The organism is Bradyrhizobium sp. 1200_D9_N1_1, assembly GCF_052075915.1.
Lineage (GTDB): Bacteria > Pseudomonadota > Alphaproteobacteria > Rhizobiales > Xanthobacteraceae > Bradyrhizobium > Bradyrhizobium diazoefficiens.
The window spans coordinates 3,786,486-3,802,755 of the sequence record NZ_CP197226.1 but is presented as its reverse complement, the minus strand read 5'-3'; the positions used below and the strand labels follow the sequence as shown (position 1 = coordinate 3,802,755).

Below are 16,270 nucleotides of genomic sequence, written 5' to 3'. Positions count from 1 at the left end.
GACGTGGAGAGAGCGGAGTCTACTCCAGGCTCTCCACCCGCCGCAGGGTCGGAAACAGCTTCATCCAGAGCAGCGCCACCGCAATGGTGCAGACGCCGCCGAACACTGCCGCCGGCATGGCGCCGAGCAGCGCGGCTGCCACTCCGCTCTCGAACTGGCCGAGCTGGTTGGAGGCGTTGATGAAGAGGAAATTCACCGCGCCGACGCGGCCGCGCATCTCGTCGGGCGTTGAGAGCTGCACCAGCGAGAAGCGGATCACGACGCTGATCGTGTCGGCGGCGCCGAGGATCGCGAGCGACAGCACCGACAGCCACATCCATGACGACAGCGCGAACACGATGGTCGCGATGCCGAACACGATCACGGCCTGGAACATGCGCAGGCCCACATGCCGCGAGATGGCGTGGCGCGCCAGCATCATGGTCATCAGCAGTGCGCCGACTGCCGGCGCGGCGCGCAACACGCCGAGCCCGACCGGGCCGGTCTGGAGGATGTCGCGGGCATAGATCGGCAACAGCGCGGTGACGCCGCCGAACAGCACCGCGAACAGGTCGAGCGAGATGGTGCCGAGGATCGCCGGATTGCTCCGGATGAAGCGAACACCGGCGAAGATGTTGTCGGCGTCCGTGCCCTCCTTGGCGACCGCCTGCGGGCGCGGCCGGATGAAACCGGTCAGGATCATCCCGAGAATCCAGAACAGCAGCATCACGGCATAGGCAAGATGCGGCGCGACCGCGTAGGCAAAACCGCCGAGCGCGGGACCCGTGATGGTCGCGACCTGCCCCGCACCGCTCGCGACGGCCGTTGCCCGCTGGAGCGAGCCCTGCGGCGCGATCAGCGGCAGCAGCGCCGCGGTGGTCGGGCTTTCGAAGGCGCCGGCAATGCCGAGCACGAAGGTCGCGATGAAGATCTGCACTTCGCTGACTGCGCCGAGATAGGTGATGATTGCGAGATAGAGCGCGGTCGCGGCCTCCACGAGCTGGCAGAGCTGGACCACGCGCTTGCGCTCGAAGCGGTCGGCGGCGTGGCCGGCGACGAACACGAGCAGCGCGGTGGGCAGGAACTGCACGAGGCCGACCATGCCGAGGTCGAAGGCCGAGCCGGTGAGGTCGTAGATCTGCCAGCCGATCGCGACCGCCGCGATCTGGCTGGAAAAGCGCGACAGGCTGCGCGAGAGCAGGAAGAACAGGAAGGCGCGGTGGGAGAGGAGCACGCCGGCGCTGACCGGCGGATTTTCGGATATTGGCTGCTCTGGCATCGCCTTTTGGGTCACCCTCGGACCGCTCGCCCCCTTGACGTCGACATGCCCCCGCGTGACTGAGGCGGGCCGGCTTGTCAACAGCCGGGCGTTTCCCGCATGTCCCGGCATTGCGTTTGCAACGCACGCGCGGCCATAATCACAGAGGGTTTGGGGACATCATGCTGCGGCTGCAATCGGCACTCGGCATTTTCGCATTGCTGCTGATCGCGTGGGCGTTGGCAGAGAATCGCCGCGCGGTCTCGCTGCGCCAGGCGGCGATCGGCCTTGTCATGACCTTCGTCACCGCGGCCGTGCTCCTGAAGCTGCCGGCCGTCGCCCATGCCTTCGGCGCCATCAACGACGCGGTCGGCGCGATCTCGGCGGCCTCGCGCGCCGGCTCCTCCTTCGTGTTCGGCTATGTCGGCGGCGGTCCCCTGCCCTTCGACCTGAAGGTACCGGGCGCCGATTTCATCCTGGCGTTCCAGGCGCTGCCGATCGTGCTGGTGATGAGCGTGCTGACGACGCTGCTGTTCTATTGGCGGGTTCTGCCGCCGATCGTGCGCGGCATGGCCTGGCTGCTCGAACGCACGCTCGGCGTCGGCGGCGCGGTGGGCTTGTCGACCGCGGCCAACATCTTCCTCGGCATGGTCGAGGCGCCGCTGTTCGTGCGGCCGTATCTGGCACAGATGACACGCAGCGAATTGTTCCTGGTGATGACCGGCGGCATGGCCGGCATCGCCGGCACGGTGCTGGTGCTCTACGCCACGCTCCTTGCTCCCCTCATCCCCGACGCCGCCGCGCATTTCGTCATCGCCTCGGTGCTGGGCGCGCCGGCCGCGATCCTTGTGAGCCTGATCATGGTGCCGGAGACGTCGGACAAGCGCACCGGCGGCGCGCTGGAGGATCCCGAGATGGCGGTCTCCGGCACGATGGATGCGATCGTGAAGGGCACCGGCGCGGGGATTGAGCTGCTGATCAACATCATTGCGATGCTGCTGGTGCTGGTGGCGCTGGTCTACCTCGTCAACGCCATCCTCGGCCTGCTGCCGCACATCGGCGGCGCGGCGATCTCGTTGCAGCGCCTGCTGGGCCTTGTGATGGCGCCGGTGTGCTGGCTGATGGGATTGCCCTGGGATCAGGCGGTGACGGCCGGCAGCCTGATGGGCACCAAAACCGTGCTCAACGAACTGATCGCCTATGTCGACCTGTCGAAGCTCGCGCCGGAGGCGCTGGACGCACGCTCGCGCCTGATCATGCTCTACGCGATGTGCGGCTTCGCCAACTTCGCCAGCCTCGGCATCATGATCGGCGGCCTAGGGGTGATGGCGCCGGAGCGCCGCGAGGAGATCAACGCGCTCGGGCTGAAGTCGATCGTGTCGGGGACGCTGACGACGTGCTTGATGGGAGCGGTGGTGGGGGTGTTGGCGTAAGTCTCTCCACCGTCATTCCGGGGCGCGACGAAGTCGCGAGCCCGGAATCCATTTCGCCACGCGTGATGAGGTACGATGGATTCCGGGTTCGCGCCAAGAGGCGCGCCCCGGAATGACGAGAGAAGGGTGCAGCGTCTCCGACGGAGCGCCCTACGCCTTCAGCTCCACCGTCTTGAACTCCGCCGGCAAAATCACCTCCAGCAGTTCCACGTCGTCCGAGTAATCCAGGATCATGTGCTTGATCTTCGGCGGCTGGGTCCAGGCGCTGCCCTCCTTCATCAGCGTCTCGCCCTCGCCTTCCATGTAGGTCTTCACCCAGCCCTTGAGCACGTAGACCATCTGGAATTCGACGTCGTGGAAGTGAAGCTTCGAGACTTCTGCGGGATTGCAGGGGCCCTGCAGCCGGATCACGTGCGCTTGCGCGAGGCCGTGGCTTGCTTCGGCGATACCGAGGTCGCGGTACTTCGCGTAGGCGCGCAGGCCATCGGCCTTGAAGTCTTCCTCGCGGTGATGACTGATCGCGATGCGCTGCTTCGGACGTACGGGCTTCTTCGGAGAGGCTGTGCGCGCCTTCGCCTTGACCGCCTTGCGTGCCGAGGATCGCGCCGCGGCCTTGGTGCCGCTCCGCTTTTTCGCCGCGGCCTTCGTTGCGGGTCTTGATGCCTTTTGCTTGGCCATTGTCTGCCTCCCTGATCTGAGCCGCGCCCGCCGGATGGGTGCAACCGGACGGCAGATTAGCCAGTCCTGGACGAGGCAGCAATTGCAGGGCTTGGATCAGCAGCGCGATAATGGGATCGTTCGTAGCTTGTCCGAAGCTGTCGTCGCGAACGGCCGTCGTCTCGTATTCGTTCCCTCGCCGATTTAATCTCGCCGGGAGATTCTGGGGGATTGATTCATGAGCAACAGCGTAGGTCAGCGTGCATTTCAAAATGCCCGGCTTCAGAAGCGGCAGAAAGCCGATGTGCTGCCGTTGCTCGGGCAGGCCCTCCAGCTGCACAAGCAAGGGCTTCTCGCCCAGGCCCAGGCTGCCTACCGCCAGGTTCTGCAGCTGGCGCCCGACCAATTCATCGCGCTGCATATGCTCGGTAGCTTGGAGTCAGATACCAAAAACTATCAGCAGGCCGAAATTCTGCTGAGCCGGGCGGTTGCAGTGGATCCGCGATCTGCCGATGCTCACATGAGCCGAGGCGTCGCGCTGAACGGGCTACGACGTCACGGTGAGGCCTGTGAGAGCTATCGAAGGGCCCTCGCCTTGCGCCCCAACTTCGCCGTAGCCCTGTCCAATCTCGGTAACGCGAGCGTGACCCTCGATCTTCAGGAAGCGCTCGCATGCTTCGACAAGGCGCTCGCAATCGACGGAAACCTTGCCGAAGCCCACAACGGCCGGGGCTGGGTGCTCTGCCGTCTGCGCAATTATGACGAGGCCATCGCCAGCTTGAACCGCGCGCTAGCGATCAAGCCCGCCTATGCCTCGGCGCTGGCGAACCGCGCCCTCGCTTTGCAGGAGCTTCTGCGGATTGACGAAGCCATGGCGGATTGCAATCAGGCAATCGCCGTGGAGCCCAACGATATGAACGGGTGGCTCGGGCGCGCCAGTGTCTGGCTCCAGGTCCAGCACATGGCCGAAGCACTGCACGATAGCGAGAAAGCGATCGCTGTCGATCCCGATGCTGTTCAAGCTCACCTGGTACGGGGCATTTGTCTTGCCGCACTTGGGCGGGTCGACGAAGCCCTGGCCAGTTACGACAGAGCCCTTGAAATCGAGCCTGACTTCCCGAGCGCGATCTCCAACAAGATATTCACGCTCGATTTCGCGGCGGATGCCAGCGTCGAGCAGCATCAGCGAGCGCGGCAAGTCTGGTGGGAGCGGATCGGCGCGAAGTTCGCCTCAGAAGCGGCGAGACCGCACGACAACAGCCGCGATCCGGATCGCCCCCTGGTGCTCGGCTATGTCTCGTCGGATTTCAACGCGCATTCGGCCGCGTTCATATTCAAGCCGGTCCTGCAATACCGTGACCGGGCACAATTCGAGATCGTATGCTACTCTTGTTCGTCGAAAGTGGATGCGGCGACCGACGAATTTCAAAAGATCGCCGATCGCTGGCGCGACGCCTCGCAATGGAGCGACGATCGCCTCGCCGCCGAGATCCGCGCCGATGGCGTCGATATCCTGATCGATCTATCCGGCCACACCAAAGGAAACCGCCTCGGCGTGTTTGCGCGCAAGCCGGCGCCGATCCAGGCCCATGGCTGGGGTCACGGCACCGGCACCGGGCTGCCGACGATCGATTATCTGTTCTCCGACCCGGTCGCGATTCCTGCCGCGGTCCGGCATCTGTTTGCGGAAACCGTTGTCGACCTGCCGTGCTTTGTGACGCTGGAGCCGCTGCCGATCGAGCTTGCGCGGGCGTCAACGCCGGCGATCTCGAACGGCTTCGTCACATTCGGTGTCTTCAACCGCATCAGCAAGATTTCGGACCAGGCCGCGCAGGCCTGGTCCCGGATTCTCGAGCGGGTGCCGGGGTCACGACTGCTGATCAAGGATGTTGCGCTGGACGATCAACTGGTCCGCGACAATCTGCTGGCGAGGCTTGCAACTTGCGGAGTGCCGGCCGAACGCGTCGATCTGCTCGGAACCACCTTGCGAGTCGATCATCTGGCATCGTTCAATCGCGTCGATATTGCCCTCGACCCGTTCCCGCAGAATGGCGGCGTCAGCACGTTGGAAGCCTTGCAGATGGGCGTGCCCGTGGTGGCGAAGCTCGGGAACAGTCTGCCCAGCCGTGCCGCCGGCTCCATCCTCACCGCGCTTGGCCTGCCGGACTGGGTTACGGACAGCGAGGAGGCATATGTCGACATCGCGGTGAGCCGCGCGACTGAGATCGACGACCTCGACAAATTGCGCCGCGAGTTGCCCGGACAGGTCAGGGCTGCGCCCGCCTGCAACCCGGTCGCCTACGCGCAAGCGGCGGACGAGGCCTATCGCGCGATGTGGAAGCGCTATTGCAGCAGCGACGCCTGATCGCTGCGTCAATGCAGCCTGAACACGCCGTCCACCGCACGTAGCTCGGCCGGCTTGATCAGCTTGGAATGCGCGACGGTGACCGAATAGAGGGGACCGTCGAGCTTTTGCTGCCAGAACGCCAGGAAATCGGTCAGCGCCGGGAATTTCGGGAAGAGATCGTAGTTCTGCCAGACATAGGTCTGAAGCAGCGAAGGATGATCCGGCATCCGATAGAGAATTTCAGCCGTCGTCAGCCCGTAACCCAGCACCTGTTTCCGGAAGTCGTCGGAAACAACCCCAACCCGCGAGACCATGCCAACCTCCTTTGCAGGAGCGCATTCAGGGGTGGCTTGATCCGGTACGCTGCTTACGAGCCACCCGGTGGAGATGCGCTCACATGAGAGAAATGTGACGCAAACTGATAATCCATCTCAAGCCCAAAAGTTTAACAAGCTGTTGAAATTCAATGCGTTAGCAGCAGAGACGGCTCCGTGCTAATACGGTCCGGCGGACGGTTAACGATGGGAAAGAGATTCTGGCAGCCGGGCCTTCCGAGTGCTTATTTTTCTGCTAGAAGCCCTTGCCCCCGCAAAATTCCTGTCCTATTTCAGCCTCACCCGTGCTAGCACTCGCGGGCACAGACTGCTAACAATCTGAAATTATCAACCCGAGCAATTGCTTAGGAGGACTGCATGAAATTCCGTCCGCTTCACGACCGCGTCGTGGTCAAGCGCATCGACGCAGAAGAGAAGACCGCTGGCGGCATCATCATTCCCGACACTGCCAAGGAAAAGCCCTCCCAGGGCGAAGTCGTCGCCGTCGGCCCCGGTGGCCGCGACGAAGCCGGCAAGCTGATCCCGATCGACCTGAAGGTCGGCGACCGCGTGCTGTTCGGCAAGTGGTCCGGCACCGAGGTCAAGATCGACAGCGTCGATCTCTTGATCATGAAGGAAAGCGACATCATGGGCGTCCTCGACGTCCCCGCTTCCAAGAAGAAGGCGGCCTAAGAGCCCCCTCTCGCCCCCAGCCAACCTCAAGGAAAAATCCAGATGGCAGCTAAAGAAGTCAAATTCTCGGTTGATGCGCGCGACAAGATGCTGCGCGGCGTCGACATTCTCGCCAACGCGGTGAAGGTCACGCTCGGTCCGAAGGGCCGCAACGTCGTGCTCGACAAGTCGTTCGGCGCTCCCCGCATCACCAAGGACGGCGTCACCGTCGCCAAGGAGATCGAGCTCGAGGACAAGTTCGAGAACATGGGCGCGCAGATGGTGCGCGAAGTCGCCTCCAAGTCCGCTGATGCGGCCGGCGACGGCACCACCACCGCGACCGTGCTCGCCCAGGCGATCGTGCGCGAAGGCGCCAAGTCGGTTGCCGCCGGCATGAACCCGATGGACCTCAAGCGCGGTATCGACCTCGCGGTCGAAGCCGTCGTTGCGGACCTCGTCAAAAACTCCAAGAAGGTCACCTCGAACGACGAGATCGCCCAGGTCGGCACCATCTCGGCCAACGGCGACGCGGAGATCGGCAAGTTCCTGGCCGACGCCATGAAGAAGGTCGGCAACGAGGGTGTCATCACCGTCGAGGAAGCCAAGTCGCTCGAGACCGAGCTCGACGTCGTCGAGGGTATGCAGTTCGACCGCGGCTACATCTCGCCCTACTTCGTCACCAACGCCGACAAGATGCGCGTTGAGATGGACGACGCCTACATCCTCATCAACGAGAAGAAGCTCTCCTCGCTGAACGAGCTGCTGCCGCTGCTCGAGGCCGTGGTGCAGACCGGCAAGCCGCTGGTCATCGTCGCCGAGGACGTCGAGGGTGAAGCCCTCGCGACCCTGGTCGTGAACCGTCTGCGCGGTGGTCTGAAGGTCGCGGCCGTCAAGGCTCCGGGCTTCGGCGATCGCCGCAAGGCCATGCTGCAGGACATCGCGATCCTGACCGGCGGCCAGGCGATCTCGGAAGATCTCGGCATCAAGCTCGAGAACGTCACGCTCAACATGCTCGGTCGCGCCAAGAAGGTGATGATCGACAAGGAGAACACCACGATCGTCAACGGCGCCGGCAAGAAGGCCGACATCGAGGCGCGCGTGTCCCAGATCAAGGCGCAGATCGAGGAAACCACCTCGGACTACGACCGTGAGAAGCTCCAGGAGCGTCTCGCCAAGCTCGCTGGCGGCGTCGCGGTGATCCGCGTCGGCGGCGCGACCGAGGTCGAGGTGAAGGAGCGCAAGGATCGCGTTGATGACGCGATGCATGCGACCCGCGCGGCTGTGGAAGAAGGCATCGTCCCGGGCGGCGGCGTCGCTCTGCTCCGTGCTTCCGAGCAGCTCAAGGGCTTGCGCACCAAGAACGACGACCAGAAGACCGGCGTCGAGATCGTGCGCAAGGCGCTGTCGGCTCCCGCTCGCCAGATCGCGATCAACGCCGGTGAAGACGGCTCGGTGATCGTCGGCAAGATCCTGGAGAACAAGACGTACGCCTACGGCTTCGACTCCCAGACCGGCGAGTACGTCAACCTGGTCACCAAGGGCATCATCGACCCGACCAAGGTGGTCCGCACCGCGATCCAGAACGCAGCCTCGGTTGCGGCTCTGCTGATCACCACGGAAGCCATGGTCGCCGAGCTGCCCAAGAAGGGCGGCGCCGGCCCCGCAATGCCTCCGGGCGGCGGCATGGGCGGCATGGACTTCTAAGCGACGAAGTCGTCCCGGACGCGGTGCAGCGCGAAGCGATGCACCGCAGATCCGGGATCTCGCTCCACGAACACGAAACCCCGGCAGCGATGCCGGGGTTTTTGTTTGTGGCGCAACTCTCCCCACCCCGTCATTCCGGGGCGCGCGAAGCGCGAGCCCGGAATCCATAACCACGAACCTTAGTTGGCTATCCCGGAATAGAGATCATCCCAACTCGGGTTCTGCTCCTCGATCAAGCGCGTCTTCCAATCCCGACGCCACTTCTTGAGCTCCTTCTCGCGTGCGATGGCGCTCGCGGGGTCGTCGTAGATCTCGAACAAAACGAGCTTGTCGACGCCATACTTCGTCGTGAAGCCGGGGACGGCTTTGCTCCTGTGCTCGTAGACACGGCGCACGAGATCATTGGTCACGCCAATGCAGAGCGTGCCGTGCTTCCTGCTCGCGAGGATGTAGACGTAGTAGGCCATTCCATCCGCCTGGGGTTATGGATTCCGGGCTCGGCGCTTTGCGCCGCCCCGGAATGACCAAAGCTACCACACCTTCCCCATCCGCTCGCCTCGCAAGCGGCCGTCGGCGTCGAGCGACCAGAAGATCCGCGTCACCTTGCCGACGAGATGGTCCATCGGGACGAAGCCCATCGCCGACATCATGCGGCTGTCGGTGGAGTTGTCCCTGTTATCGCCGAGCGCGAAGAAATGGCCCGGCGGCACCGTGTAGACGCTGGTGTTGTCGAGGTAGCCATTGTCGACGCAATCGTAGGTCAGATAGCTCGCGCCGTTCGGCAGCGTCTCGCGCCAGCGCTTGATCTTCGTGCCGTCGTCGGTCCCGCAGACGGCCCCGCCCGCCACGCTCGCCAGCGCGACGCGGGTCACCGGCCTGTCGTTGAGGACGAGTTGCCCACCGCGCATCTGGACCCGGTCGCCCGGCAGCGCCACCACACGCTTGACGTAGTCCACCGAGGCGTCCTTCGCCGTGCGAAACACGACGACGTCGCCGTAGTCGGGATCGGCGGCAAAGAAACGGCCCGAGATCCAGGATGGCGCATAGGGAAACGAATAGCGGTCGTAGCCGTAGGCCGATTTTGCGGCGAAGACGTAGTCGCCGACCATCAGCGTCGGCGCCATCGAATTCGAGGGGATGTTGAACGGCTGGTACAGGAAGAAGCGAAACAGGAACGGCGGCGACCACAGCACCGGGACCAGCAGGATCAGGATGACGATCGCCTTCCATTCCCGCGATTGCGCCGAGGGGCGGATCGTTTGCTCAAGAGTGGTCATGGGCTTGCCCTGATCAAGACCGTGATCGTCATCGTGAGATTACGCAACCCTTGCGGGCGCGCAATCCCCTCGCAGGATTTTGGTCGCACGGGCCCGCTTGCGCGTTCACCGCAAGCGAGGACAACGCAGATATGAAGGGCCGCCCATGGGCGGCCCCTCTGCTTCACGCGCTCTCGGGCGCCTTCAGGCGCACGAGCCGGGTCAGGAGGGCATCGAGGCCCTCGCCGTTGCCGGCATGGAGGTCGATGCGGCCGACCTTCTCGACCAGCCGCTCCAGCGACTCCAGCTCCTTGAGCCGCAGCAGCAGGGGGTTCTCCTCCATCAGGCGGGCGGTGTTCAGGAGCGAACGCGTTGCCGCGGTCTCCTCCTGCCGGCGGATCAGGTTCGCCTTCGCGACCCGCTCCGCCTCCACCACCTTGTTCACCAGCTCCCGGATCTCGCCGGGCAGGATCACGTCCTTGACGCCGAGCTCGGTCACCTCGACGCCAGACTCCGCGATGCGTGCACGCACATAGTCGCGCAGCTCCGCATCCAGCGCCGCCTTCGCAGACAGCACCTCGTCCAGCGTCCGGCCGGCGACCGCCTCGCGGATCGCGAACTGCACCAGACGGTACAGCCACGCATCCACGTCGGGCACGGTCGCAACCGTGCGCTCGGGATCGACGATCCGGCGGAACGCCGTCAGCGTCACCCGCAGCGCGATGCGATCCTTGGTCAGCATCTCCTGCGCGGTGATCTCGACCGCCTGGGGCCGCAGGTCGAGGCGCTTCACCTCGATCTTGCGGCCGACGGTCCAGAAGGCGTGCCGGCCGGGCGCAAGCCGCTCCACGAGCCGGCCCTCGACGTAGAGCAGGCCCGCCTCGTGGTTCTCGACCACCGCTTCCATCACGACGGTCGAGCGGTTGCGCTCGATCATGGTCAGGTGCCGCGCGCTAACCTTGGGATCGGCGGACACATCGATGCGCTCGACATCGATGCGGGTCGCGACCTTCCAGTAGACACGCACCTGCCAGGGCGTCATCAGATGCACGGGCCGGCCGTCGAGGCTGACGATGGCAATCTCGTCCGCCTTGGTCTCGACCGCCTCGAACAGCTCGGCGGCGAGATCAGGCCGCGCGGCCTTCAGCACCGCGTAGCGATCCGCAGAGAATTCGCTGCGAACCACGTCGAGCACCTCGGCCTTCAGCTCGTGCAGGGGATCGAACAGCCGGTGCTTGCCGGGCGCGAGCACGCGCACGAGCTGCCCGTTGCGCGTCAGCAACGCACGCTCGCCATCCTTCACCGTCACGTTCAGCATCAGCAAATGCCAGGTCATGGCACGCCTCCTTCGTTTGCGCCCGGCCGGATGCCGGACAACAGGTTTCGTTTGCAAAGGACGTGAGGACGCGGACGACGCTTCCCGGGAAATCGGCGGGCCTAGGCTTGAGCTTGCGTGACGACGGGCGCACGCGCGCGATCGCTCGACGCGTGTCGAGCGGTCATGCGGAGCCACCCGGCATCGGCGCAAGCGGTATCTACCCGCGGCGCAAAGCCGGTCTCACAGTGTCTAGGTTCGGACGGAAAGCCTTTCGGCAAAACGGCCGGACTGCGACTGAAGCGCGCGTCCGGTCCTCGTCAGAGGTGTCAGTTTTTCAGGCTGACCCGGAGCGATGGAGCGGGAATCGAACCCGCGACAAGATGATTAACAGTCATCTGCTCTAACCAACTGAGCTATCCTTTGTGCAAGAGACCGGAATCGAACCGATGCCTTCGGGCGTTCAGCCCGACGCTCTCCATGAGCTACGTCCTGCGTTTCTCCTTCATTCGGCGGAACACGAAACCGGAAACCGGCCCGCACCAGTCGGGATCTCAGAGAGCCCGAACCCATGGCCTAGCGAAGGAGCGGGCTAATAGACGAGGCAGGTTCGGGTTGCAAGGGGGAAAGCTGAGATTTTTCGTCGCGCGTCTTGCGTTGTGACGCGATCGTCACACCGCGACGTGACGTCAACTGCGCGACATCTCCTGGAAACACGCCCTCACCCAGTCGATCGTCACGCGCGTTGCGGCGTCGCGCTTGAGGTGGTTTTGCACGAGCAGCCAGACGTCGCGCCGCTTCGGCAGCAGCGTGGCGCGCAGGCGGCGATCGCCGAGCAGGTCCGTGCAAACATGCTCCGGCAACACGCCGGCGGCCTGACGCGCGCGGATCAGGTTACGGATGACGCGAACGTTGTCGGTGACGCAGCGCGCGCGGGCTTGCTTCATTCGCAGGAATTGCATCTCGGGAATGGCACCGAGCTCGTCCGGATAGGCGCACAGCATCGGCTCGCCCTCGGTCGTAACAGGCTCGAAATAATAGAGCTTGACGTCGCCGAGCCTGGAGATCGCGAAGTCACCCTTGTCGGGTTTGCGCAGCCGGATGGCGAGATCGGCCTCCCAGCGCGAGAACTTGACGTTCTCGCTCGAGGTAAGGAATTGCAGCGTCAGGCCGGGATTGGCGCGCAGGAAGTCGCTCGCGCGCGGCGACAGCACCTCCTCGGCGACCGTGTTGGTGGAGGCGATGCGCAGGCGTCCCACCGGACCTGCCAGGCTCTCGCCGACGCGACCGATCTCGGCGGCATGTGCGGCCATCGCCTCGACATGCGCCAGCACCGCCTCGCAACTCCGCGTCGGCCTGCGGACGCCGTCGGCGGCCTCGAACAGGCGCAAACCGAGCGCACGCTCGATGCGCGACAGCCTGCGCCCGACCGTCGTCTCGTCGATGCGCAGCCGCGCGCTGGCGCCCGCGTAGGTGCCTTCGTCCCTGACGGCAGCGATGATGCGCAGATCGTCCCAGTTCATCGTTCGAGGTTATACCGGCCGGGCGCAGCCTGCAATATTGCAGCCACCCGCTGCAATATCCCTGCATATCGGCAGGCACTCCCGGGGCTATGTTCGCAGAGCCTTTTGCCCCGGAGATTTCCAAGACCATGACGACCGCAAAGACCCTGCTGCAGCTCGCCGGTGCCGATCTCAACCCGCCGCGCCTTGGCGACGCCGCGCTGGTGCTGATCGATATCCAGAACGAATATCTCGCAGGCCCTCTCGCGTTGCCCGACGCCCGCGCTGCGATCGCGCGGGCGGCTGCGCTCCTGGCGCGGGCACGCGAGAGCGGAGCCGCGATCATCCATATTGCCCATCGCGGCAAGGCCGGCAGCCTGTTCGATCGCGGCACCGAGCGCGGCGCCATCGTCGCCGAGCTGAGCCCCCGTGCCGGCGAACTGGTGATCGAGAAGGAGTTGCCGAACGCGTTTGCCGGCACCGATTTGCAGGCGCGCCTCGCCGCGACCGACAGGAAGAACATCGTACTGGCCGGCTTCATGACGCATATGTGCGTCAGCTCCACGGCGCGCGCCGCGCTCGACCTCGGCTTTCGTACGACCATCGACGCCGACGCCTGCGCCACGCGCGACCTGCCCGACGGCCGCGGCGGCACGCTGGACGCCCGGACCATCCACGAGGTTGCACTCGCCGAGCTATCCGACCGTTTCGCGATCATCGCGCGCGGCGATGCGCTGAAATAACGGAGCAACGCGATGCTGCAACTCTATTTCTCGCCGATGGCCTGCTCGCTCGCGAGCCGCATCGCGCTGATGGAAGCCGGCCTCGATGCGCACTATCATCAGGTGCATCTCTTGACGAAGAAGGTCGTGCACGACGACAGCGACTTCCACGGCGCCTCGCCGAAGGGCGCGGTGCCAGTCCTGGTCCTGGAGAACGGCGAACGGCTGACCGAGAGCGCGGCGGTGCTGCAATACATCGCCGATCTGAAGCCGGAGACGGGGCTCGCGCCGCGGTTCGCCGATCCCGATCGCTATCGCCTCCAGGAATGGCTGAGCTTCATCGGCGCCGAGATCCACAAGGCGTTCCTGTTTCCGACCTTCTGGTACAAGGACGACGGCTCGCTCGCCAAGCCGCGTGCACGCATCGCGCAGACATTGTCGGTACCTGCCGCGCACCTTGCGGGCCGCGAATTCCTCGTCGGCCACAGCTTCACCGTCGCGGATGCCCACCTCACCTGGGCCTTGCTGCTGCTGCGTCCCGCGGGGGTCGACGTCGCGCAATGGCCATCCCTGGCGGCCTATCTCGAACGCATGCAGGCGCGCCCCGCCGTGCGGGAGGCGATCGCAACCGAGATGGCGCTGCGCAAGACCGTGGCGGCGAACCTGGCGTGACAGGTTGTCACGGCCGGCAAATTTGACGGTTCCACAGCGAGGCCATTGATGCCGGCGCGGCATGCGCTAATCTGGAGGAATATTTTTCGATATTTCCCTGGAAGGCATTCATGCGTGCTCCTTCTGGAATTTTGCCTCGATTTTTCCTGGCCCTCCTCGCCTGCTGGCTGTGCCTGGGTCCCGCATCGGCGGAGACTAGGGTGGCGCTGGTGATCGGCAACGGCGCCTATGCCTCGACGGCGCAGCTTCCCAACCCGCCGCACGATGCCGAAGACGTAGCAAGCTCGCTCAGGCGCAGCGGTTTCGAGGTGCTGGAGGGCATCGACCTGCGCCAGGCCGACATGCAGGACCTGACCATCCGCTTCGCGCGCGCGGCGAGCCGGGCCGACGTCGCCATGTTCTACTACAGCGGCCATGCGATGCAGTACAACGGCGTGAACTACCTGATGCCTGTCGACGCCGTGCTGACTGATGAAGCCGACCTCAAGCGCTTCGTGCGGGTCGACGACATCGTGAACGACCTGCAACAGGCCAAGAACCTGCGCATCCTGGTGCTCGATTCCTGCCGCGACAATCCGCTGGCGGAAAGCCTCAAGCGCTCCGCGACTCGCGCCGCCTCGCTCGGACGCGGTCTGTCGAAGGTCGAAGCGCCGCGCGGCACGATCGTGTCGTTCTCGACGCAATCAGGGCAGGTCGCAGCCGATGGCACCGGTCGCAACAGCCCCTACACGACGGCGTTCCTGAAGCACATCGAGGAGCCGCAGGAGATCGGCGACGTATTTCGCGACATCAGCAGCGACGTCTATGACGCCAGCGGCAAGACCCAGCTGCCGGAGCTGTCGCTCTCGATCATCGGCAAGTTCTACCTGAACGGGCCGGTGGCGGTCACGGTCGCGCCGGCGGCCCCGCAAGCCGCGCCGCGGCCCGATCCCTGCGCCGCCGCGGAGGCCCATTGGAAGGCCGCGGATGGCATCGGTACGCTGGGTGCCTACGAAGACCATCTCGCCCGATTTCCGAATTGCATCTTCGCAACCCTCGCCAAGGCGCGAATTGAAGGCCTGAAACAGAAGACGGCGCTTGCGCCGGCGGCCGGCAACGCCCGAACCGGCGGCAGCAAGGACTTCGACGGCAACTGGGACGTGACGTTGAACTGCCAGGCGACCGGCAAGGCGCAGGGCTTCACCAGGCCTCTGTCCGCCACCGTTGCGAACGGCGTGTTCCACGCCGAGGCTCAGAGCCTGAACGGCGTCAACCGGCTGGAGATCGATGGTCAGATCCCGCCGGACGGCAAGACGACATTGAGCGCGCGCGGCACGACAGGGGCGAGCACTTACACCCTCAATAACCTGCCGCCCGGCTCGCCCTACGCCTTTACGGTCGATGCGCAGTTCGAACGCACCCGCGGCAGCGGCAAGCGCAACGAGGCGCGTGCCTGCAACCTGGTTTTCGTCAAACGCTGATCGTGCGATATCGCGCAGTGCAGGCGAAGGCGATCGGCCTCGATCCCGCAGCGGACTGACACCTCACGACAGGAAGAAGATCATGACGTCGCATGACAGGGCGAAGGTTTTGGCAGGAAAGACTGCGCTGGTGACCGGCGCGGGGCGCGGGCTCGGTCGCGCCTTTGCGGAGAAGCTTGCCGCGCTCGGCGCCGACGTCGCCATCCACGGCATGCGCGAGAACGGCCCGGCGGAATATGGCGAGGGTACCACCCTCACCGCGGTTGCCGCTGAGATCGGCCGGCAATTCGGTGTCCGCACCCGGCGCGTGCTCGGCGATCTCACCAAGGGTGAGAACATCGCGCGCGTGATAGCCGAGACAGAAGACGCGCTCGGGCCGATCGACATCCTGGTGCACAATGCCGGCGGCGATATCGCAGCCGCCGGCGGCAAGCCGGACCCGAACGACGCGGTGAATATCAAGGAGGCCGATGTGCGCGCGGTGCTGGAGCGCAATCTGCTCTCGACCATCCTGACCTGCCAGGCGGTCGCGCGCGGCATGATGGAGCGGCGCCGCGGCCGCATCGTCACGCTTGGCTCGGTCGCCGCCTTCAAGGGGCGCACCAACGGTGCGATCTATGCGGTGTCGAAGGCCGGCGTGACCCACTACACGCGATGCCTGGCCGACCAGCTCCGCCCCTACGACATCGCCGTCAACTGCATCGCACCGGGCGATACCCGCACCGGCCGCTTCCTCGGCACGCGCGCGGTGGACCCTGACCGGATGGTCGAGACCGGCACGCTCGACCGCATCGCGACCGTTGACGAGGTCGCGCGCGTCGTCGAATTCTTCGCCGGTCCCATGGGCGCGTTCGTCTCCGGCCAGGTCCTCAGGATCGACGGCGGCGGACAGTGCTGGCCGGGCTGAAGCGCGTCCACAACGCAGGACAAAGAAAAGGGCCGCTGCAAGCGGCCCTTTTCTCATCGGGAATGAACCGGG

At 65.0% G+C, this 16,270-nt stretch carries 15 protein-coding genes and 2 tRNA genes; 8 read left to right on the top strand and 9 right to left on the bottom strand.

Annotated features, from left to right (window positions below; all coding sequences use genetic code 11):
• Positions 1-19 precede the first annotated feature (19 nt).
• Positions 20-1,258: an MFS transporter gene (locus tag AB5K84_RS18165; RefSeq protein WP_162603619.1), complete on the bottom strand. Its 1,239-nt coding sequence runs from the start codon at positions 1,256-1,258 to the stop codon at positions 20-22.
• 161 nt (positions 1,259-1,419) lie between these two features.
• Here AB5K84_RS18165 and AB5K84_RS18160 point away from each other — a divergent pair, with 161 nt between their 5' ends.
• A complete protein-coding gene (locus tag AB5K84_RS18160; RefSeq protein WP_060908094.1) occupies positions 1,420-2,670 on the top strand; it encodes a NupC/NupG family nucleoside CNT transporter in 1,251 nt (416 codons plus the stop codon).
• A gap of 150 nt (positions 2,671-2,820) precedes the next feature.
• Here the strand turns inward: AB5K84_RS18160 and AB5K84_RS18155 are convergent, their stop codons facing one another.
• Positions 2,821-3,348 (bottom strand): cupin domain-containing protein, encoded by a 528-nt coding sequence (locus AB5K84_RS18155; protein WP_060908095.1) that lies wholly within the window; start codon positions 3,346-3,348, stop codon positions 2,821-2,823.
• Between the two features lie 217 nt (positions 3,349-3,565).
• On the opposite strand from AB5K84_RS18155, the gene AB5K84_RS18150 reads away from it, so the two are divergent.
• Positions 3,566-5,692: an O-linked N-acetylglucosamine transferase, SPINDLY family protein gene (locus AB5K84_RS18150; RefSeq protein ID WP_011088369.1), complete on the top strand. Its 2,127-nt coding sequence runs from the start codon at positions 3,566-3,568 to the stop codon at positions 5,690-5,692.
• A gap of 8 nt (positions 5,693-5,700) precedes the next feature.
• Here the strand turns inward: AB5K84_RS18150 and AB5K84_RS18145 are convergent, their stop codons facing one another.
• Positions 5,701-5,988, bottom strand: coding sequence for an usg protein (locus AB5K84_RS18145; RefSeq protein WP_011088370.1), 288 nt, complete (start codon positions 5,986-5,988; stop codon positions 5,701-5,703).
• 378 nt (positions 5,989-6,366) lie between these two features.
• Here AB5K84_RS18145 and AB5K84_RS18140 point away from each other — a divergent pair, with 378 nt between their 5' ends.
• Together AB5K84_RS18140 and groL are read left to right on the top strand one after the other, a co-directional pair.
• Entirely contained in the window at positions 6,367-6,681 is a 315-nt protein-coding gene (locus AB5K84_RS18140; RefSeq protein ID WP_011088371.1) for a co-chaperone GroES, read from the top strand.
• 42 nt (positions 6,682-6,723) lie between these two features.
• On the top strand, positions 6,724-8,364 hold the full coding sequence (groL, locus tag AB5K84_RS18135) for a chaperonin GroEL (protein WP_011088372.1): 1,641 nt from the start codon (positions 6,724-6,726) through the stop codon (positions 8,362-8,364).
• A 179-nt stretch (positions 8,365-8,543) separates the two neighbouring features.
• On the opposite strand, the gene AB5K84_RS18130 is transcribed toward groL, so the two are convergent.
• The 6 genes from AB5K84_RS18130 to AB5K84_RS18105 form a co-directional block, all read right to left on the bottom strand.
• The gene (locus AB5K84_RS18130) at positions 8,544-8,831 is read right to left on the bottom strand and encodes a GIY-YIG nuclease family protein (protein WP_110116491.1); all 288 of its coding nucleotides are present in this window, start codon (positions 8,829-8,831) and stop codon (positions 8,544-8,546) included.
• A gap of 63 nt (positions 8,832-8,894) precedes the next feature.
• A complete protein-coding gene (lepB, locus tag AB5K84_RS18125) occupies positions 8,895-9,641 on the bottom strand; it encodes a signal peptidase I (RefSeq protein ID WP_110116492.1) in 747 nt (248 codons plus the stop codon).
• Between the two features lie 163 nt (positions 9,642-9,804).
• Entirely contained in the window at positions 9,805-10,956 is a 1,152-nt protein-coding gene (locus AB5K84_RS18120) for a slipin family protein (protein ID WP_038967581.1), read from the bottom strand.
• Positions 10,957-11,291: 335 nt separating this feature from the next.
• Positions 11,292-11,357: transfer RNA gene (locus AB5K84_RS18115), tRNA-Asn, on the bottom strand.
• Between the two features lie 4 nt (positions 11,358-11,361).
• Positions 11,362-11,431 (bottom strand) — tRNA-Phe (locus AB5K84_RS18110).
• Positions 11,432-11,624: 193 nt separating this feature from the next.
• Positions 11,625-12,458, bottom strand: coding sequence for a LysR family transcriptional regulator (locus AB5K84_RS18105; RefSeq protein ID WP_110116494.1), 834 nt, complete (start codon positions 12,456-12,458; stop codon positions 11,625-11,627).
• A gap of 128 nt (positions 12,459-12,586) precedes the next feature.
• Between AB5K84_RS18105 and AB5K84_RS18100 the strand changes: the two genes are divergently transcribed.
• The 4 genes from AB5K84_RS18100 (at position 12,587) to AB5K84_RS18085 (ending at position 16,198) form a co-directional block, all read left to right on the top strand.
• Positions 12,587-13,180, top strand: coding sequence for a cysteine hydrolase family protein (locus AB5K84_RS18100; protein ID WP_028175439.1), 594 nt, complete (start codon positions 12,587-12,589; stop codon positions 13,178-13,180).
• Positions 13,181-13,192: 12 nt separating this feature from the next.
• On the top strand, positions 13,193-13,831 hold the full coding sequence (locus AB5K84_RS18095; RefSeq protein ID WP_110116495.1) for a glutathione binding-like protein: 639 nt from the start codon (positions 13,193-13,195) through the stop codon (positions 13,829-13,831).
• A gap of 110 nt (positions 13,832-13,941) precedes the next feature.
• On the top strand, positions 13,942-15,291 hold the full coding sequence (locus AB5K84_RS18090; protein ID WP_110116496.1) for a caspase family protein: 1,350 nt from the start codon (positions 13,942-13,944) through the stop codon (positions 15,289-15,291).
• A gap of 82 nt (positions 15,292-15,373) precedes the next feature.
• Entirely contained in the window at positions 15,374-16,198 is an 825-nt protein-coding gene (locus AB5K84_RS18085; protein ID WP_110116497.1) for an SDR family NAD(P)-dependent oxidoreductase, read from the top strand.
• Positions 16,199-16,270: the final 72 nt, after the last annotated feature.